Origin of the sequence: Streptomyces sp. NBC_00005, from assembly GCF_045160215.1 — a bacterium.
Taxonomy (GTDB): Bacteria; Actinomycetota; Actinomycetes; order Streptomycetales; family Streptomycetaceae; genus Streptomyces.
This window is the reverse complement of sequence record NZ_CP108316.1, coordinates 9,381,624-9,401,397: the sequence shown is the minus strand read 5'-3', so window position 1 is coordinate 9,401,397 and position 19,774 is coordinate 9,381,624. Positions and strand designations below refer to the sequence as shown.

Here is a 19,774-nt window from a genome sequence, read left to right as displayed (position 1 = left end):
CGACCCCCGTACGGAACCTGATACGGATCCATGTCCTGGACCGCATGATTCCGGAGCATTCCGTACGGAGATCACTCAGGAGCGCACGCGCGTGCGTGCACTCAGCCGCGAGCCCCCAGCAGGTGGTCCATGGCCAGCTGGTCGAGGTGCTCGAAGGCCATCCCGCGCGCGGCGGTCGCTTCGACGTCGAACTCCTCGAAGGCGCTGCGGTCGGCGAGCAGGGCCTGCAGGCCGTCCGCGGCCGTCGCCTGGGCGAGCTCGTCCAGACGCGAGGCGCGCAGGGCCTCCTGGACCTCCGGGTCGGCGCGGAAGGCGGCCGCGCGCTCCTTGAGGATGAGGTAGTTGCGCATGCAGCCGGCGGCCGACGCCCACACGCCGTCGAGGTCCTCGGTCCGTGGCGGCTTGAAGTCGAAGTGCTTCGGGCCGGCGTAACCGGCGCTCTCCAGGAGGTCGACCAGCCAGAACGCGGCGCGCAGGTCGCCGGCGCCGAAGCGCAGGTCCTGGTCGTACTTGATGCCGGACTGGCCGTTGAGGTCGATGTGGAACAGCTTGCCCGCCCACAGGGCCTGCGCGATGCCGTGCGGGAAGTTCAGCCCGGCCATCTGCTCGTGGCCGACCTCGGGGTTGACGCCGTACATCTCCGGGCGCTCCAGGCGCTCGATGAACGCGAGGGCGTGGCCGACGGTGGGCAGCAGGATGTCGCCGCGGGGCTCGTTCGGCTTGGGCTCGATCGCGAACTTCAGGTCGTAGCCCTGGGAGATCACGTACTCGCCGAGGAGATCGAAGGCCTCCTTCATGCGGTCCAGGGCGACGCGTACGTCCTTGGCGGCGCCGGACTCGGCGCCCTCACGGCCGCCCCAGGCGACGTAGGTCTTGGCGCCGAGCTCGACCGCGAGGTCGATGTTGCGGATCGTCTTGCGCAGGGCGTAGCGGCGCACCTCGCGGTCGTTCGCGGTGAACGCGCCGTCCTTGAAGACAGGGTGCGTGAAGAGGTTGGTGGTGGCCATCGGCACGGTCATGCCGGTCGTGTCGAGAGCCTGGCGGAAGCGCTTGATGTGCGACTCGCGCTCGGTGTCCGAGGACCCGAAGGGGATCAGGTCGTCGTCGTGGAAGGTGACGCCGTAGGCGCCGAGCTCGCTCAGGCGCTGCACCGACTCGACCGGGTCCAGGGCCCGCCGCGTGGCGTCGCCGAACGGGTCCCTTCCCTGCCAGCCGACGGTCCACAGGCCGAAGGTGAACCTGTCCTCGGGGGTGGGCTGGTAGCTCATGCCGCGGCTCCTTGCTCGATGGCGACGGTTGCTTACGACTATTTCGTCATGGCGGTTTACAAATTAGTATGCGAACCCATCTCTGGGAAGAGAGCAGGGTGTGTGTGACGGAACATCCTGTTGAGCCGCGCAAAAAGGGAGAGCCCGATGTCAGCAGCCGAGGGTCCGCTCGTCGTCGGCGTGGACACGTCCACCCAGTCCACCAAGGCGCTCGTCGTCGACGCGGCCACCGGGCAGGTCGTCGCGAGTGGCCAGGCACCGCACACCGTCTCCTCCGGGGCCGGCCGCGAGAGCGACCCGCGCCAGTGGTGGGACGCCCTGTGCGAGGCCCTGCACCAGTGCGGTGACGCGGCGCACGAGGCTGCCGCGGTGTCGATCGGCGGGCAGCAGCACGGCCTTGTCACGCTGGACGAGCGGGGCGAGCCGGTACGCCCGGCGCTGCTGTGGAACGACGTCCGCTCGGCGCCGCAGGCCCGCCGCCTCATCGAGGAACTGGGCGGCCCGAAGGCCTGGGCGGAGCGCACCGGAAGCGTGCCGGGACCGTCCTTCACGGTGACGAAGTGGGCCTGGCTCGCCGAGAACGAACCGGAGGCGATCCGCGCGACCAGGGCGGTGCGCCTGCCCCACGACTACCTCACCGAGCGCCTCACCGGGCAGGGCACGACCGATCGTGGCGACGTCTCCGGTACGGGCTGGTGGGCGTCCGGGACGGAGTCGTACGACGAAGAGACCCTTGCGCACGTGGGGCTCGATCCCGCGCTGCTGCCCCGTGTGGTCCGGCCCGGCGAGGTGGCGGGCACCGTGCGCGACAGCCATGAACTGCCGTTCTCCAAGGGCACGCTGGTCGCCCCTGGGACGGGCGACAACGCCGCCGCCGCGCTCGGCCTCGGGCTGCGTCCCGGCACGCCGGTGCTCAGCCTCGGCACGTCGGGCACGGTGTACGCCGTCTCCAAGAGGCGTCCCGCCGACCCGACCGGCACGGTGGCGGGCTTCGCCGACGCCCACGGGGACTGGCTGCCGCTGGCCTGCACCCTGAACTGCACGCTCGCCGTCGACCGCGTCGCGACCCTGCTGGGACTGGACCGCGAGGCGGTGGAACCCGTCACCGGCGTCACGCTCCTGCCCTACCTGGACGGCGAACGCACCCCCAACCTGCCGAGTGCCTCCGGCCTCCTGCACGGCCTGCGCCACGACACCACCGGCGGCCAGCTCCTCCAGGCCGCGTACGACGGTGCCGTGCACTCGCTGCTCGGCGCGCTCGACCTGGTTCTCGACGAGGACGCGGACCGCTCGGTCCCGCTGCTGCTGATCGGCGGCGGCGCCCGGGGCACGGCCTGGCAGCAGACCGTACGACGGCTGTCGGGCCGCCCGGTCCAGGTGCCCGAGGCCAAGGAACTGGTCGCACTGGGCGCTGCGGCGCAGGCGGCGGGCCTGCTGACCGGCGAGGACCCGGCCGCGGTCGCCCGGCGCTGGAACACCGCCGCGGGCCCGGTCCTGGAGGCGGTGGAGCGGGACGAGGAGACCCTCGCCAGGATCGCCGGGGTACTCTCCGACGCGGCCCCGCTGCTGGAGCGGAGCACGGACAGCCGTTGAGGACAGGGGCATGAGCGCACCGCTGCACGAGGCCCACGCGACCGGCCCCGGTCGGGTGCTGCCCGACACCCAGCAGGGCATGCGCCGCCGCAATCTCGCCCGGGTGATGCACACCGTCAGCGCCGAGGGACCGCTCTCCCGTGCCGCGGTGGCCTCGCGCATCGGGCTGACCCGGGCGGCGGTGTCGACCCTCGTCGACGAGCTCATACGCACCAGGCTGCTCGAGGAGCTGGGCCCCGAGCGGCCTGGACGGGTGGGCCGTCCCGGCTCGGCGCTCGCCGTCAGCGGACACGGCCCCGCCGGTATCGGCGCCGAGATCGGCGTCGACCACCTCGCGGTCTGCGCGGTCGACCTGCGCGGACAGGTACGCGCGCGTGCCGTACGGCACCGCGCCAACCGTGGCCGCCCTCCCGAGCCGGTCATCGAGGAACTCACCGATCTGGTGCGCCGTGTCCTCGCCGAGGCGGAGCGCGGGGGGCTGTGGCCCGCGGGGCTCGCGGTGGCCGTGCCGGGCCTGGTGGCGCGCGACGCCCGCACGGTCGTACGCGCCCCGAACCTCGACTGGCACGACACCGACCTCGGTGCGCTGCTGCCCACCGACATCCCGCTGACCGTCGACAACGAGGCCAACTTCGGTGCTCTCGCCGAACTCTGGCTCGGTGAGAGCACCCCGCAGGACTTCCTGCACGTCTCGGCGGAGATCGGCATCGGCGCGGCGGTCGTCGTGGCCGGGGGGCTGCTGCGCGGAACGCGTGGTTTCGCGGGCGAGTTGGGACATGTGCCGGTGCGGCCGGAGGGGCCCGCGTGTCCGTGTGGCGGGCGCGGCTGTCTGGAGCAGTACGCCGGCGAGGAGGCGGTGCTGCGCGCCGCCGGGCTGGAGCCGGGCGAGGATCGCGTCGGGCTGCTCGCGGGCCGCGCCGCCGAGGGCGACGAGGACGTACGGGGTGCGCTGCGCGACGCCGGCACGGCGCTCGGTATCGCGCTGACCGGGGCGGTCAACCTGCTGGACCCCGAGAGCGTGGTGCTGGGCGGCGCGCTGGCCGGGCTCGCGCCCTGGCTGCTGCCGTCGCTGGAGGCCGAGTTGGACCGGCGCACGGCGGGTCCGGCCTGTCCGGTGTCCGTGTCGCGGCTGGGCCCCGAGGGGCCACTGATGGGTGCGGCGCACTCGGTGGTGCGGGCGGTGCTGGACGATCCCGCGGCGGTGGCCGAACGGGCCTGATCCCGGCTCTAGGCTTGCGCCCGGCACCGGTACCACCCGAGGAGCGCAATCGTGATCGACCCCGCAGCGGAGCATCCGTACCCCGACAGTCACCGGCCGGACGCGTCACCCGCACCGCACGCACAACTCGAGCCTGTGCTCGGTCTTCTGGGCATCTGGCGGGGCCGGGGCGAGGGCGGGTACCCGACGCTCGCCGGGGACTTCGCGTACGCGCAGGAGGTCACCTTCAGCCATGACGGCCGCCCCTTCCTCCGCTACGAGGCCCGGGCCTGGCTGCTCGACACGGACGACGTGCCGTTGCGTCCGGCGGCCCGGGAGAGCGGCTGGTGGCGGCTTCAACCGGACGGCGGGGTGGAGGCGTTGATCACCCAGCCCACCGGCATCGCGGAGATCGCGGTCGGCCGTGCGGCCGGGGACACGGTCGACCTCTCCACCCACCAGGTGGCTCTCACCCCCACCGCCAAGCAGGTCGACGCCACCCGCCGCCGCTACACCCTGACCGACGGCGACACCCTCACGTTCGTCTTCGACCTCGGGGCGGTGGGCCAGCCGTTGCAGCACCATCTCTCGGCAAGCCTGAAGCGCATCCGGTAGGCCGGGGTACCGGACCGCGGCCGTCGGTCTCACCCGTGCGGGTGGCCGGGTTTTCCACATGCGTGCCGTCGTCCACCGAAGCACGTTGCGCTCTTCTGCCCAACTCGCAAGCGCCGTACCGTGATTCACACGAGGCGCACCCGTCGAGTCGGGCGGCGTCGGGCATGTCGGCGTGAATTGAGGGGGACTCGCATGTCGGGGGATGTGGCGGTAGGTCTCAGGCGCGACGCGGTCGGGCTGCGCGAGGTGCTGTTCCAGAGCATCACGGCCATGGCACCGGCAGCGGCTGTCGCCGCGTCCATTCCGTCCGGTGCGGCCTTCGCCGGCGGGAGTCTGCCGCTCGCCGTGCTGATCGCGCTGGTGGCCTGCCTGTTCACCGCGTCCTGCGTGGCCGAGCTGGCCCGTGAACTCCCGGCCGCGGGCTCGGTGTCCACCTATGCCGCCCAGGGCCTGAACCCGGCTGTCGGCTTCCTGGTCGGCTGGGGTTATGTCTTCGTGGAGGCGCTGGTCCCGCCGCTTCTGCTTCTGCAGCTCGGCTTCACGACGGCGGGCACGCTGCACCAGGAGTGGTCCTCGTACCCGGCGGACCTGTGGTGGCCATGGGCGCTCGCGGGTGCCGCGATCATCGCGGCCGCGGGATACTTCGGAGTGCGTGCCTCGGCCCGCTTCGGCACGGTCCTCGGTGTCTTCGAGGTCCTCGTGTTCCTGGTGTTCGCGGTCTGGCTGATCGGCAAGGCAGGCAGCGCCAACACCCTGTCGGTGTTCGGCACTTCGCACACCGCCGGAGGGTACGAAGGGGTCAGCGGGGTCTTCGCCGGGTCGGTGTACACAGTGCTGGCCTTCGCCGGATTCGAGGCCGCGGCACCGCTCGCCGAGGAGACACGCAACCCGCGCCGGACGATGCATCGCGCGGTCCTCGGCTCGGCCCTGGGGATCGGCCTCTTCTATGTGGTCACGACCTACGCCATGACGGTGTATTTCGGGCCGGACCGGTTCGCGAAGTTCGGGGCCTCCGGCGACGCGTCGTGGGAGGGCGTGGCACGGGCGTCGTTCGGCCTGTTCTGGGTGCTGGTCTTCCTGGCCGTGGTGAACTCGACGATCGCCAACGCCAACGCGTGCGCCAACGTCTCCACGCGTACGGCCTTCGCCCTGGCCCGCATCCGCGTCCTGCCCCGCCTGCTCGCCACGCTCCACCCGAAGTACCGCTCCCCCGTCGCCGGGATCGCGGTGCAGACCGTCGTGGCGGTCGGCGCGGCGCTGGGTCTGGGGCTGTGCTACGACCCGGTGACGGCGTTCCTCCTCCTCGCCACGGTGATCGTCACGGTCGTGATCGGCGTCTACATCGTCGTGAACCTCGCCTGTGCCGGCTATTTCCTGCGCCGCAGACGGGAGTTGCTCAAGCCGGTACGGCATCTGCTGCTGCCCCTGCTCGGCATCGTCGCGTTCGTGCCCGCGCTGCTCACCGCGGCAGGGCTGCCCGTCTTCGACTTCGTCACCGAGCTGACCGCACCGGTGTCGTACGCCGGACCGATCGTAGGCGTGTGGATGGCCGCCGGTGTCGTGGTGCTGCTCGTGCTGATGCGGCGGCATCCCGAGCGCATAGCCGAGACCGCCCGCGTCCACCTCGACGACCCCTCCCCCACCAGCCCTTCGCAGAACGGAGCAGCACGCCCATGAACGACCCCCGGATCCTGACCGTCCGGCCCGAACCGAGCGAGTACGCCTGGACGTTCGGAGGCGCACCGCCCGTGGCGCGCATCGCGCCCGGAACGGTCCTCGATCTGTACACGGAGGACTGTTTCGCCGGGCGGGTGCGGTCCGAGAAGGACCTGGTGTCCGAGGTGTGCGAGTTCCCCTTCCTCAATCCGCAGACCGGCCCCTTCCACGTCGAGGGTGCCGAACCGGGTGACACGGTCGCCGTGCACTTCGTGTCGGTCGAACCGGCCCGCGACTGGGCCGCGTCGACCACGGTCCCCCTGTTCGGCGCGCTCACCTCCACACACACCACGGCCACACTGCAGCCGCCGCTGCCGGAGACCGTGTGGATCTGGCAGCTCGACCGGACCCGGCGCACGGCGCTGTTCCGGGCGCACGACAGCGACTTCGAGGCCGAGCTGCCCATGGACCCGATGCACGGCACCGTGGGTGTGGCCCCCGCCAACCTCGAGGTCCGCTCGGCGCTGGTGCCCGACGCGCACGGCGGCAACATGGACACGCCCGAGATGCGAGCCGGTGTCACCTGCTACCTCGGGGTGAACGTCGAGGGCGCGCTGCTCAGCCTCGGTGACGGGCACGCCCGGCAGGGCGAGGGCGAGACCTGCGGCGTGGCCGTCGAGTGTGCGATGAACACCGTGGTGATCGTCGAGTTGCTCAAGGGGATCGCCACGCCGTGGCCGCGCATCGAGTCGGACACGCACATCATCTCGACGGGTTCGGCACGCCCGTTGGAGGACGCGTTCCGGATATCCCAGCTCGACCTGGTGCAGTGGCTGGTGCGCGACTACGGGTTCAGTGAGCTGGACGCGTACCAGTTCGCGACCCAGGCGGTCGAGTCACCGCTGGCCAATGTGTGCGACACCAACTACACGTGCGTGGCCAAGCTCCGCAAGCAGTGGCTGCCCGCGCGCGAGACCCACCGCGGGGTGCACGCGCAACTGCGGGAGATCGCGGCGACCCTGCAGGGCTGAGCCACACCCAATGATCGAGGGGCACGGCTTCATGGAACGGGCAGGACCGACCACCACCAGGCGACGGTTCCTGAAGGGCGCCGCCCTCGCCGCCGTCCCGTACGCCTTACTTCCCGATCCGCGTGCCGGTGCGCAGGCCCCTGCGGTCGACTACCCGGCCGCCGAGTGGCAGCCGGCCGGCACGTCCAACTACACGGCGTCGAACCGCCCCAGGACCTATCCCCTCGACTACGTGATCATCCATGTCACGCAGGAGACGTACCCGAACACGCTCTCCATCTTCCAGAACCCGCAGAAGCAGGTGTCGGCGCACTACCTGGTGCGCTCGGCCGACGGACACGTCGCCCAGTGCGTTCGGGAAGCCGACATCGCCTGGCACGCCGGCAACTGGGACTACAACACGTGCAGCATCGGCATCGAGCACGAGGGCTGGGTGGACCAGCCCGCCTACTTCACCGACGCCCTGTACGAACAGTCGGCCAGGCTCACGGCGGCGATCTGCACCAGGTACGCCCTTCCGAAGGACCGGGCCCACATCATCGGGCACTACGAGGTGCCGGGTACGGACCACACCGACCCCGGACCCAACTGGGACTGGACGCGGTACCTGAGACTCGTCAACTTCGCCTGACGACGGCGGGAGGACCGTAAGCGAGAGGACCGTCAGCGGGAGGACCGTGATTCGGGCGACCCGGTCGAAACGGTTGTCCGCGCGCGTACCCGGAGTGACGATGTCCCCAGCCGCAATGCCATTCGGGGAGGCCGAGTTGACCGATCCGTGGGTGGCCCTGGAGCCGGGGGCCGACCCTTCCGAGCACGCACGGATGCTGCGTCGCGCGCACGAGACGTTCACCGAGGTGGGCACGGTGCCCCGGCCGGTGCGTTCGGTGGTGGCCGAGTCGTGGCGGCGCTCCGCGCGGGCGGGTGTGGGGCCCGACGGCACGGCGAGTGTGGAGCTCGCGGACGGAGACCTGGGCGCCTATCGGGCCGAGCATCCGCTGGCGCGGGTGATGCCGTTGTTCCGCGAGCTGATGGGGACGTTCGCCGCCGACGGGGAGCATCTGCTCGCGGTGTGCGACGCGCACGGCAGGCTGCTGTGGGTCGAGGGCCATCCGACCACCCGGCGGGACGCGGGGCGGATGAACTTCGTGCCGGGCGCCCGGTGGGCGGAGACGGCGATGGGGACCAACGCGCCGGGGACCGCGGTCGCCGTCGACAGGCCCGTGCAGGTCTTCGCGGCCGAGCACTTCATCCGGCGCGTGCAGCCCTGGACGTGCGCGGCGGCTCCGGTGCACGATCCGCGCACCGGGCGGGTACTCGGTGCCGTGGACATCACCGGCGGGGACGGGCTCGCGCATCCGCACAGCCTGGGTTTCGTGCAGGCGGTGGCCCGGGCCGCCGAGTCCCAGTTGGCGCTGCTCGTCCCGGAGCGGCCCGCCGCCGACACGCCCGAGCTGACGGTGCTGGGCCGGGACGAGGCACAACTCCTCGTCGGTGGACGCAAGATGAGGCTCAGCCGCCGGCACAGCGAGATCCTGGTGCTGCTGGCTCGTCACCCGGAAGGGCTGACCGGCGACGAGCTGCTGTGCGCGCTGTACGAGGACGAGTCGGTGACGCCGGTGACGTTGCGCGCCGAACTGGCCCGGCTGCGCAGGGTGTTGGGCCCGGGCCTGCTGGAGTCACGGCCGTACCGGCTGACCGTGCCCGTCGAGTGCGACGTCGCCGTGGTCGAACGGCGGCTGGAGACAGGCGCGGTGACAGCGGCCGCGACGGCGTACACGGGCCCGCTGCTGCCCGGCTCCCAGGCCCCGGCGGTGGTACGGCTCAGGCACCGCCTCGCCGACGGCCTCCGTACCGCGTTGATCGCCCGCAGCGACCCCGACCTGCTGGCCGACTGGGCGCACGCGCCGTGGGGCGAGGACGACCTCGACGTATGGCGGGCGCTTGCCACGGTCCGCCCGACGGCGGCGGTACGGGCCCGCCTGACCGCACTGGAGGGCGAGTTGGCGGCACCGGCCGACTGGCCCGGCGACACAGGCCGTCGGAGAGCCACACCGGCATAGTGCACGCGCGGGCCGGTCCCCCGGCGCTCAAGGCAACGTAGTTGCAACGTCCCCGTCCCTAGCCTCCCGACGGGAGCTGCCCAACGGCGGGCAGCGCTGCGAAGGAGGCACACCGGCATGACCCGTTACGCTGCGCCCGGCACCGAAGGCGCGATCGTCTCCTACCAGGCGCGCTACGACCACTTCATCGGGGGCGAGTACGTACCGCCGGCCCGCGGGCAGTACTTCGAGAACCCGTCGCCGGTGAACGGGCAGCCGTTCACGGAGATCGCGCGCGGCACGGCGGAGGACGTGGAGCGGGCGCTCGACGCGGGGCACGCGGCCGCCCCCGGGTGGGGCCGTACCTCGGTGACCGAGCGCTCCGACATCCTGCTGAAGATCGCCGACCGGATGGAGGCGAACCTCGAAAAGCTGGCGGTCGCCGAGAGCTGGGAGAACGGCAAGCCGGTGCGCGAGACCCTGGCCGCCGACATCCCCCTCGCCATCGACCACTTCCGCTACTTCGCGGGCGCGATCCGCGCGCAGGAGGGTTCGCTCGGCGAGGTCGACGACGACACGGTGGCGTACCACTTCCACGAACCGCTCGGCGTGGTCGCGCAGATCATTCCGTGGAACTTCCCGATCCTGATGGCGGTGTGGAAGCTCGCCCCGGCCCTCGCGGCGGGCAACGCGGTCGTCATCAAGCCCGCCGAGCAGACCCCGGCCTCGATCCACTACTGGATGAGCCTGATCGCGGACCTGCTGCCGCCCGGCGTCGTCAACATCGTCAACGGCTTCGGCGTGGAGGCCGGCAAGCCTCTCGCCTCCAGCCCGCGGGTGGCGAAGGTGGCGTTCACCGGTGAGACCACGACGGGGCGGCTGATCATGCAGTACGCCTCGGAGAACATCAAGCCGGTCACCCTGGAGCTCGGTGGCAAGTCGCCCAACATCTTCTTCGACGACGTATGGGCGAAGAACGACGACTTCCGGGACAAGGCGCTCGAGGGCTTCACCATGTTCGCGCTGAACCAGGGCGAGGTGTGCACGTGCCCGTCCCGGGCGCTCGTCCAGCGCGGCCAGTACGCCGAGTTCATCGAGGCGGCCGTCGCCCGCACCGAACTGATCAAGCCCGGTCACCCCCTGGACACCGACACGATGATCGGCGCCCAGGCCTCCAACGACCAGCTGGAGAAGATCCTCTCCTACCTGGACATCGGCCGGCAGGAGGGCGCTCGGATCCTTACGGGCGGTGAACGCGTCGAGTACGACGGCGAGTTGAAGGGCGGCTACTACGTCCAGCCGACGATCTTCGAGGGCGACAACCGCATGCGGATCTTCCAGGAGGAGATCTTCGGCCCGGTCGTCTCCGTGACGTCCTTCGACGACTTCGACGACGCCATCAAGATCGCCAACGACACGTTGTACGGCCTCGGCGCGGGCGTGTGGACGCGTGACATCAACACGGCGTACCGCGCGGGCCGGGCGATCCAGGCGGGGCGCGTCTGGACGAACTGCTACCACGCCTACCCGGCCCACGCGGCCTTCGGCGGCTACAAGCAGTCCGGGATCGGACGCGAGACGCACAAGATGATGCTGGAGCACTACCAGCAGACCAAAAACCTCCTGGTGTCGTACTCGCCGAAGAAGCTCGGCTTCTTCTAGGCCCAGAAAGAAGGGCGCCTGACCAGGGAAGATGCCTGTCAGGCGCCCTTCGCGGCGCAGAGGTACTCAGGCCGTTCTCGCTGCAGGCCGATTCGCGGGACGTGTTGACGATCCGGTTTGGGCAGCGTCAGGCTGCAGGAGCGCTGGGCCTCACCGACTGAGTACGTTCGGCTGGGCGGGCCGGGTGTCCCCGGCCCGCCCGTTGCAGAGCTCCTCCCGACAGACCGAGTGGAGTCAGGGGAGCTTGATCAGGGTGTAGTCGTCGCAGTATCCGGCCCCGGAGCCGGAGTTCTTGTAGCAGTAGAGGCCGGCCGAGGTGGTGGAGGCGCCCGTGGTAAAGAAGATGGGCTGCTGGGCGTAGGACGTCGTCGAGGTCCGCAAGTACGTCTCCGTACCGCCGAAGCTCTTCACGCCGACCGACACCTCCTCACCGGCGGTGGCCGCCTTGGCCCAGGCGGCCAGCAGATAGGTGCCGCTAGAGGTGAGGCCGCCCACCGTCTGGATGGCACCGCTGGCACTGACCCCGGTCTGCAGGGAGTACGTGCCGCTGCGGGCGTTCGACGCGACCACGCTGGACGCCGTGCCCGTGCTCTGGGTCCAGGGAGTCAACGCGCCTGATTCGAAGCCCGCGTTGGTGATCGCGTTCGTGGCGAACGACAGGGCCTCCACCGCGAGGTCGTCGCAGTAACCCGCGCCGCTGCCGCCGGAGTTCTTCCAGCAGTAGACCGTGGCCGAGGTGCTGGAGGAGCCGGTGGTGAAGAGGACCGCCGCCTGGGTGTACGACGTCGTCGCCACGTTGGCGAACGTCTCCGTGCCGCCGTAGTTCTTGACGCCTATGGCGAGGGTCTCGCCTGCGTTGGCCACCTTGGCCCAACCGGTCAGCAGGTAGGTGGTGTTGGGGCTCAGACCGGTCAGGGTCTGGTTGGCGCCGCTGCCGCTGGCCTGGGTGGTCAGTGCGTAGTTTCCGGTGCGGGCGTTGGACGAGGTGACGGACGGGACCGCGCCGCTGTTGGTCCAGGGGCTCAGCGCGCCCGACTCGAAGCCGGCGTTGGAGACGAGGTTGCCGCCGGTGCCGTTGTAGGCGCCGATGTTGGGGGCCGCCGTCGCGGAGACGGTGTTGCCGAGGGCGTCCTTGCCGCCGTTGTCGCTGATAACCGTCCCGGCTCGGATCACGGAAGAGGACGGGTGGACCTGGTAGGCGTTCTTGCCGGTGTACGAGGAGGAGGTGGCCGCGTTGCCCGGGTTGCGGAACTCGGGGTCGGTCACGACCTTCGCCGAGTCGGTGGGCTCGGAGGACGGGTGGGTGCCGTAGAAGAGGTTGTTGGAGTAGACGGAGCCGGAGCTGGTGGTGAAGTAGCCGCCGGTGCCGTAGTTGAAGACCGCGTTGTTGCGGAAGGAGAGGGTGCCGGTGACGCTCGATCCCCTGCGCGAGTACAGGATCGGGGTGTTCAGGCCGCTCTTGTTGACGTAGATGCTGTTGTTGTAGATGAGCGGGACGGCGGCCGAACTGCCGCTCTGGTTGGGGATGTTGCCGACGAAGTGGAAGACGCCCGTGCCGTGGGTCGGGGTGCCGGAGGCGGGGCAGCCGGAGTTGGTGCCGTCGTTCTCGCTGATGTTGTAGCGGATCACCGTGCCGTCGCTGGGGACGGTCGACGTGGGTTCGTTGGCGATCGAGAAGGGCGGCATCACCAGCATGAAGCCGCCGAGATTCTGGTGGCTGTAGTTGTACTGGAACGTGGTGTTGTGGTTGCCCCAGTCGACGTCGTAGCCGGTGCCGTCGGCGCCGTTGACGTGGCAGTACACCTCGTTGTTCTGGACGACGGTGTTGGAGCTGCCGGACATCCAGATGCCGGCCGAGGCGCCGTTGCAGTACTGGCCGGAGGGCGGGCAGGTGTTCTTGGCGCCGCCGTAGCCGGCCTTGTTGCCGTCGATGAGGGCGCCGTCGTTCTTGACGACGAGGATGTCGTCGGCGCCGTCGTAGGTCATCGTGTTGTTGCGGATGACCGTGCCCGTGGTCAGGCCGGTGCCCTGGCCGTCGGCGTCGGGGGTCACGGCCACCGCGATACGGTCGACGTGGTCGAAGGTGTTGTTCTCGACCACCACGTCGTCCCAGGTGGAGACGGGAGTCGTGTGGTCGGTCTGGACGCCGACGCCCGCGTTGGTGGAGTACCAACCGCCGCCGTAGCCCGTGATGTTGTGGATGTTCATGTCGTGCACCCGGATGTGGTGCAGGACGCCGCCGGAGCTGTTCTCGGCGAGGACGCCGGAGCGGTACGCGGGCGAGGAGGCGGCGTTGGTCAGGTCCAGGCCGCCGATCTCCCAGTACTGCTGGTTGAGCAGGTGGATGACGGGGCCGGTGGCGCCGTTCGCGTCGATGACCGGCTTGGCTCCGGTGCCGTACGAACCCATGGTGATCGGGCTGCCCGAGGAGCCCGAACCGCCCGGCGTGAGCTGGCCGGTGCAGGTGGTGCCGGCGGCGAAGAGGACGCTGTCGCCCGCGGCGAAGGTGGTGCTGTTGACGCTGCTGACCGAGTTCCAGGGGCTGGCCTGGGTGCCGCTGCCGTTCGTGGCGGCCGAGCAGTTGACGTAGTACGTCGTGCCCGCGGCCAGGGCGGTGTGGGCCGGGAGGAGGAGGGCGCCCGCCAGGGTGGCGAGCAGGGTGAGGATGCGGGACGCCCGGACTCCCGGGCGGTCCGATCTGCGACGCTTCATTGCGACGCTCCTTGCTGGGTGAAGGTGTCCGCCGCGCCGCGGGATGCGACGCGGGAGTTCCTGCACCGGGCGGGCCGGCCGAAGCGGACCCGCCCGGGATTCTGGGGAGGGGCCGCCTCAGCGCGTCGGGAGTGACGCCAGGAGGGACGTTTCGAGGACGGAGGCGTGACGCATTCCCGTCGGCAGAGCCAGGGGGACGGGCTCCCAGTCCACGCCGTCCTTGCTGCGGGCCGCGCCGTATCTCCCTTCGAGGAAGTGGTCGAAGATCATGACCATTTCGTCTCCGCGGCGGAAGATCGACGGTCCTTCCACCACTGAGGGGGTGACCGGACCGACGGCGGAGGTGTGCGGACCGCCGGGGGTGTCGAAGGTGATGAGGTGGATGTCCTTGTGCGCGGTGGCGAGGTCGTTGGTGCCGCGTTCGTCCTTGTAGGCCATGAGGAATCCGCCGCCGTCCAACTCCCGCACGGTGGCGTCGATGACCGAGTGGCCGGGGTCGAAGAACACGGCAGGGGCCGAGAACGTCCTGAAGTCCTCGGTGGTGCAGTGCCAGATGCGGTGGTTCTGGCTGATGTGCTCGAAGTCGCGGCCCTCGGCCGTACTCCCGGCCTCGACGACCGACGACCAGATGAGGTGGTACAGCCCGGTTCCGCGGTCCAGGAAGAACTCCGGGGCCCAGGCGTTCTGGGCCCCCTCGACACCGGTCATGACCGGGAGGAGTTCCTGGTCCGACCAGTTGAGAAGGTCGGCGGAGGTGGTGTGGACGATGTAAGGGCTCGTCCAGCCGTCGGTGGCCAGGAGATGGAACAGGCCGTCGGGGCCCACCCCGATGAACGGATCGCGCAGCCTGCCGGTGCCGACCGTTCCCCGCAGGACGGGCCGGCCACCGTTCACGGGCACGAACGCGTGGCCGTCGTCGCTGTGGGCGAGGTGCAGCGCCTCGTCGGCGTTGGTGAAGTAGGAGACCACGTACATCGTGGGAGGGTCCTTCCGGGACGTCGGGGCAGGGGGAGGTCCCCGACGGTGGGGGCGTCGAGTGTCTGGAGAAGGCGGCTCAACCGGCCGGAGTCGGTCAGGACTTGACCGCGCCGGCGGACATGCCGGCCACCACCTGGCGCTGGAAGAAGATGAAGATGATCAGCAGCGGCAGGACGCCGAGCAGGGCGGCCGGGAACAGGGTCGTCGGCTGCACGGTGTGCGGGTCGATGAAGGAGTACGCGTTCACCATGACGGTCCGCTTGCCGGGGTCCTGCAGGAAGACCAGGGGAACCAGCAGGTCGTTCCAGATCTGCAGGGAGACGAAGGTCAGAAGCGTGCTGGTGACCGGGCGCAGCAGCGGCAGGATGATCGTGAAGAACGTGCGGAAGGCGCCGCAGCCGTCGAGGGCCGCCGCCTCCTCCAGGTCGGTCGGGATCGTGCGGATGAAGCTGGTGTAGAAGAACACGGCGACCGGGAGGTTCAGGGCCGTGTAGATGACGACGACTCCCGCGTACGTGTCCAGCAGGTTCAGGTCGCGCATCAGCAGGTACAGCGGCGCCACCACGACGAACACGGGCACGGACGTGCCCAGGATGAACAGCCGGTACACGGCGGTGGACCAGTGCTGGGTGATCCGGGCGAGCGGATAGGCGGCAAGCGAGCCGATCGCCGTGACGACTACGCAGGAAAGGCCGGTGATGAGCAGGGTGTTGAGGGTGCTGCGCCCGTAGTGGATCTGGCTGAAGGCGTCGGAGAAGTTCTTCAGGGTCAGGGAGTGGGGGATGCCCAGCGGGGAGCGGGCCACGTCCGCCGCGGTGCGCAGCGAGGTGACGACTGTGAAGAGGAAGGGCAGGACGAACAGCAGCGTGCCCAGGCAGAGCAGCACGGTGCCCAAGCCGCCGGTCAGGCGGCGCAGCCGGCCGCGGGACGGCTTGGATGTCGTAGGACTGCCGGGGTGTTGGGTGGCGGGCCGGGTCTTGGAGATCGACGAGACGTCCGGTGCGGTGATGTGTGAGGTCATGGTGGCGATCCGTCAGCTTCCGTCGGGTTCCATCAGATGCGGCGCTCGCGGAGCCGGAGCAGGGAGGATGTGGCGCTGGACAGGACGACCACGGTCACCAGGAGGACGACCGACAGTGCGACGCCGTAGGCGAACTTCCCGCCGCCGAAGACGTTCCGGTACACCAGCAGGGTCAGGGTGTCCGTGGCCCCGGCCGGGCCGCCGTTGGTCAGCACGAGGGGGAACTCGAAGACCTTCAGCGAGCCGATGAGGCTCAGGGTCACGTTGACGGTGAGCGCGGGGGCGAGCAGCGGCCATTCGATGCTGACGAAGCGCCGCCAGCCGCGCGCGCCGTCCAGCGCGGCCGCCTCCAGGAGTTCGGCCGGCATGCTCATGTAGCTGGCGAGGAAGATCGCGCAGGAGTAGCCCGTGAACATCCAGATGTTGACGGCGGCCACCGAGTACAGCGCGGTCGAAGTGTCGCCGAGCCACACGTGGTTGAGACCGTGCAGGCCGACCAGGTCGAGCAGGCCGTTGATGCCGCCGCTCGGGGCGAACAGGTACGACCAGATGAAGGCGGCCATCACCGGTGAGATCAGCGTCGGCGTCAGCAGGACGACGTTGAGCACCTTGCGGACCTTGGGGCGGCGGAACAGCATGCCCGCGAAGAGCAGCCCGAGGCCGTTCTGCACGACCACCACGACGACGGCGTACAGCACGGTGTGCCACAGGGCCGCGGAGACGGCCGAGTCGTCGGCCATGGCACGGTACTGCTGGGTGCCGACGAAGTGGGCGATGGGACCGCCGAGGCTGTCGGTCATGCTCAGATAAACGCCGCGGGCCAGCGGATACAGCATGAACAGGCCGTACACGACGATCGCCGGAAGCAGGAAGGCGGCCATGGTGGCGCGCCGTCGATGGAACACGGGGGTTCTCCTCTTCCCCGGATGACCGTGGTGGGGGCGGCCAGGAGCCGTCCTCCCGCCCCCACCACGGCAGACCGGGGGTGGCCGGGTTACTTCGCGGAGGCCGCGGTCTGGATGTCCTTCAGCGTCTGCGCGGCGGACGCCTTGCCCAGCAGATAGGCCTGGATCTTGGAGCCGGTCGCGGTCTCGGCGGTCGCGCCGTACCAGGAGTTGGACGGGAGGATCCGGTAACGGCCGTCCTTGAAGGCCGTGGTGAAGGCCGTCGTCTCGGTGCTCTCCGGCGTCGTGCCGCCGGTGAAGGGCGACTCCGCGTGCTCGGCGTCGAGGTACTTGGCGAGATTCTCGCTCTGCGACCAGAACTTGACGTACTCGCGCGCCGCATCACCCTGCTGGGACTGGGAGTTGACGCCCCACATGGTGCCGGAGAAGAGCATCCCGTTGGGCTTGGTGCCCGCGGCGCCGCCCGGCCAGGGCGCGAAGGAGACCGGGAAACCGGCCTTCTTGACGTTGGACACCTGCCATGCGCCCTGGTACCAGAAGGCACTCTTGCCGGCGCTGAAGTCCTGCGGGCCCTGCGACCACTCGTCGGTGCCGATCTCGTTCTTCCAGTTGACGTACCCCTTGTCCTCGAGGGTCTTCAACTGCTCCAGCGAGCTCTTCCAGTCGGGATTGAACGACGCCTTGCCGGCCAGGAAGTCGGCGTCCCACTGCTTGTTCTTCTGGTAGACGAGGGTCGAACCGGCGGCCTGGTAGACGGAGCTGCCGGTCCAGGCGCTCTTGTCGGGCAGCGCGATGGGGTTGATGCCGGCCTTCTTGACCTTGGCGAGGTCCGCGAGGAACGTCGGCCAGTCGGCGGGGACTTCCTTGATGCCCGCCTTCTTCAGCAGGTCCATGTTGGCGTACAGGCCGATGCCGATCAGCTCCATCGGCATGGCGAGGGTCTTGCCGTCGGACTGCGCGAACGGCTTGGCGTCGGGGGCTATTCGGCTCGCCCACGACTCCTTGGACAGGTCGGCGAGGTAGCCGGAGGCACCCCACTTCTTCATCTTGTCCGTGTCGACCATGATGACGTCGCCGGCCTTGCCGCCGAGCAGCTCCGGCTGGAGCTTCTGGACGTAGGTGTCGTTCGCGGTGATGTACTCGAAGTCGACCTTGATCTTGGGGTGGGCCTTCTCGAACGCCTTGTTGATCTCCGCGACGTTCGCGGGCTCCGCGCCGCCGCCCTTCCAGGCCTGCACGTGGATGGTCACCGTGCCGTCGCTGGAGGCGCCGGACGACCCGCCTCCGCACGCTGCCAGCGACACCGCCATGGCGGCGACCGTGGCGGCGACCGCGAGACGTCTCCCAGAACGCTTCATTGCACACCTCACCCGTCGGTACGGACCGACTTGTCATGTCTGAAGGGGTTTTTGAGTCGATCAGCCTGTGCCGTGTGGGTGCAGCGCTGATACGTGTGGAAAAGGGCCGGTCGACCCGAGTTGCGGCGAACCCTGCCTGCCGTTGGCCGGGACTGTAACGCAAAACTTAGCTGACATCTATACGTAACTTTCCGTGGCCGGTCCGCCGCGCCGAAACGGCCGCACCTACCGGACTTTCCACGCAACCCAGTCACGTCCACCCTGTTCGCAGGGCCGAACCGCGCTCTCGCTGAGAGTTCCGTTGACCCCCATGCAACTTATCGTTAAAGTTTCCTTGAGTATGTGGCCGACGCGAGGAGAAGCAGGCTCTAAGGTCTTCGCGTGCCGGGTGGCCGAGGTCGGGCAGAAGGAGTTCGGGTGGCAGGGCGGGTGACCATCGCGCAGGTGGCCGAGGAGGCCGGCGTCTCCGCGATGACCGTGTCCAACGTCATGAACGGCAAGCCGGGGGCCTCCGAGGAAACCCGGCGCCGCGTCATGGAGGTGGCCGGCAAACTCGGCTACCGGCCGAACGTCTCGGCCCGCAACCTCAAGGCCGGCCGCAGCGGGCTCATCGGCCTCATCGCCCTGGATCTGACCAGCCAGTACGGACTGGAGATCCTCCGGGGAGTCGCCGACGAACTGGCCGACGCCGAGCAGGAACTCCTGGTCAACGCCTCGTACCACGACGCGGTGCGGGAGAAGGACCGGATCGAGTTCCTGGCTCGCGGTCTCGTCGACGGCGTGCTTCTGATCGCCCCCGTCCTGGAGGACGAGACGGTCAAGCTGCTGCGTCGGCAGAACCTGCCCTGCGTCGTCATCGACCCCCGACGCCTGGACGTACCGCTGCCGCGACTGAGCGTCGACAACTACCACGGCATGCGCGTCGGCACACAGCACCTGATCGAACTGGGGCACACGCGGATCGGCTACCTCCGCGGCGAGGAGGACCTCGAAAGCACGTCCGTCCGCTTCCAGGGCTTCGAGGACGCGATGCGGCTGGCCGGACTCCAGGTCGACCCGCGGCTGGTCGCCTCCTGCGACTTCTCCTACGCCTGCGGATTCCGCACCGCGACCCGCCTCATCACCGACCACCGCCCTACGGCGATCGTCGCCGGCGCCGACCTGATGGCACTCGGCGCGATCGACGCCGCACGGGCGCTCGGCCTCAACGTGCCTGCCGACTTCTCGGTCGTGGGCTTCGACGACCTCCCGCAGGCGGCCCAGAGCTTCCCCGGTCTCACCACCGTCCGCCAGCCCCTCCACGACATGGGCCAGAAGGCGGCCCGCGCGCTGCTGTCCCTCATCGAAGGGCAGCGGCTGCTCATGGAGCACATGGAGGTCGGCACCGAACTCGTGCTGCGCAACTCCACGGCCCCGCCGCCTGCCGGCGACTGATCACCGGTCAGCCCCTTCGGTTGCGATGCCCCCGGCGGGAGCAACTGCTCGCGCAGAGCGGTGAGTTGGTGGGGGTTCTTCGATCGCCGCGGTCTCGTCGGGTGCGGTCAGGGCGAGGACGAGGACATCCGCGACGGCCAGGCCGGCCAGGGACTCGTTTTCACCATGGCCCGCCACGTCCTCGGCCCCTCGGTCCTGACCGCCACCGCCGAGACCCCTGCCCGACCGCCGCCGGGCCGCCCAAGACTCGCACCGAGCCGTAGGCGGCGCGCGCCTGGGATCGTCGATGACGCCGCGAGGA

General features: G+C 69.9%; 15 protein-coding genes. 9 read left to right on the top strand and 6 right to left on the bottom strand.

Annotated elements, in window-relative coordinates; translation table 11 throughout:
• Nucleotides 1–101: 101 nt before the first annotated feature.
• Complete coding sequence (gene xylA / locus OG303_RS42895) at nt 102–1,268, bottom strand: xylose isomerase (protein WP_405875316.1); 1,167 nt, start codon at nt 1,266–1,268, stop codon at nt 102–104.
• 147 nt (nt 1,269–1,415) lie between these two features.
• Here xylA and xylB point away from each other — a divergent pair, with 147 nt between their 5' ends.
• The 8 genes from xylB to OG303_RS42855 all read left to right on the top strand — a co-directional run bounded on the left by xylB (nt 1,416) and on the right by OG303_RS42855 (nt 11,065).
• Entirely contained in the window at nt 1,416–2,861 is a 1,446-nt protein-coding gene (gene xylB, locus OG303_RS42890) for a xylulokinase (RefSeq protein ID WP_405875315.1), read from the top strand.
• A gap of 10 nt (nt 2,862–2,871) precedes the next feature.
• Nucleotides 2,872–4,080, top strand: coding sequence for an ROK family protein (locus tag OG303_RS42885; RefSeq protein ID WP_405875314.1), 1,209 nt, complete (start codon nt 2,872–2,874; stop codon nt 4,078–4,080).
• Nucleotides 4,081–4,131: 51 nt separating this feature from the next.
• The gene (locus OG303_RS42880) at nt 4,132–4,674 is read left to right on the top strand and encodes an FABP family protein (protein WP_405875313.1); all 543 of its coding nucleotides are present in this window, start codon (nt 4,132–4,134) and stop codon (nt 4,672–4,674) included.
• Between the two features lie 192 nt (nt 4,675–4,866).
• Nucleotides 4,867–6,351, top strand: coding sequence for an APC family permease (locus tag OG303_RS42875; protein WP_405875312.1), 1,485 nt, complete (start codon nt 4,867–4,869; stop codon nt 6,349–6,351).
• Nucleotides 6,348–7,361: an acetamidase/formamidase family protein gene (locus OG303_RS42870; RefSeq protein WP_405875311.1), complete on the top strand. Its 1,014-nt coding sequence runs from the start codon at nt 6,348–6,350 to the stop codon at nt 7,359–7,361. Before OG303_RS42875 ends, OG303_RS42870 begins: the two co-directional genes overlap by 4 nt.
• 31 nt (nt 7,362–7,392) lie before the next feature.
• Nucleotides 7,393–7,992: an N-acetylmuramoyl-L-alanine amidase gene (locus OG303_RS42865; RefSeq protein ID WP_405877758.1), complete on the top strand. Its 600-nt coding sequence runs from the start codon at nt 7,393–7,395 to the stop codon at nt 7,990–7,992.
• Nucleotides 7,993–8,128: 136 nt separating this feature from the next.
• Nucleotides 8,129–9,424, top strand: coding sequence for a GAF domain-containing protein (locus OG303_RS42860; protein ID WP_405877756.1), 1,296 nt, complete (start codon nt 8,129–8,131; stop codon nt 9,422–9,424).
• A 117-nt stretch (nt 9,425–9,541) separates the two neighbouring features.
• Nucleotides 9,542–11,065 (top strand): aldehyde dehydrogenase family protein, encoded by a 1,524-nt coding sequence (locus OG303_RS42855; protein WP_405875310.1) that lies wholly within the window; start codon nt 9,542–9,544, stop codon nt 11,063–11,065.
• 234 nt (nt 11,066–11,299) lie between these two features.
• On the opposite strand, the gene OG303_RS42850 is transcribed toward OG303_RS42855, so the two are convergent.
• The 5 genes from OG303_RS42850 to OG303_RS42830 all read right to left on the bottom strand — a co-directional run bounded on the left by OG303_RS42850 (nt 11,300) and on the right by OG303_RS42830 (nt 18,039).
• Nucleotides 11,300–13,777 (bottom strand): carbohydrate binding domain-containing protein, encoded by a 2,478-nt coding sequence (locus OG303_RS42850; RefSeq protein WP_405875309.1) that lies wholly within the window; start codon nt 13,775–13,777, stop codon nt 11,300–11,302.
• A 117-nt stretch (nt 13,778–13,894) separates the two neighbouring features.
• On the bottom strand, nt 13,895–14,752 hold the full coding sequence (locus tag OG303_RS42845) for a glycoside hydrolase family 43 protein (RefSeq protein ID WP_405875308.1): 858 nt from the start codon (nt 14,750–14,752) through the stop codon (nt 13,895–13,897).
• Between the two features lie 97 nt (nt 14,753–14,849).
• Nucleotides 14,850–15,776, bottom strand: a complete 927-nt coding sequence (locus OG303_RS42840) for a carbohydrate ABC transporter permease (protein ID WP_405875307.1) — start codon at nt 15,774–15,776, stop codon at nt 14,850–14,852.
• Between the two features lie 32 nt (nt 15,777–15,808).
• Nucleotides 15,809–16,681 (bottom strand): carbohydrate ABC transporter permease, encoded by an 873-nt coding sequence (locus tag OG303_RS42835; protein WP_405875306.1) that lies wholly within the window; start codon nt 16,679–16,681, stop codon nt 15,809–15,811.
• 89 nt (nt 16,682–16,770) lie between these two features.
• On the bottom strand, nt 16,771–18,039 hold the full coding sequence (locus tag OG303_RS42830) for an ABC transporter substrate-binding protein (protein ID WP_405875305.1): 1,269 nt from the start codon (nt 18,037–18,039) through the stop codon (nt 16,771–16,773).
• 417 nt (nt 18,040–18,456) lie between these two features.
• Between OG303_RS42830 and OG303_RS42825 the strand changes: the two genes are divergently transcribed.
• Nucleotides 18,457–19,473, top strand: a complete 1,017-nt coding sequence (locus OG303_RS42825; RefSeq protein ID WP_405875304.1) for a LacI family DNA-binding transcriptional regulator — start codon at nt 18,457–18,459, stop codon at nt 19,471–19,473.
• The last annotated feature ends 301 nt before the right edge of the window (nt 19,474–19,774 follow it).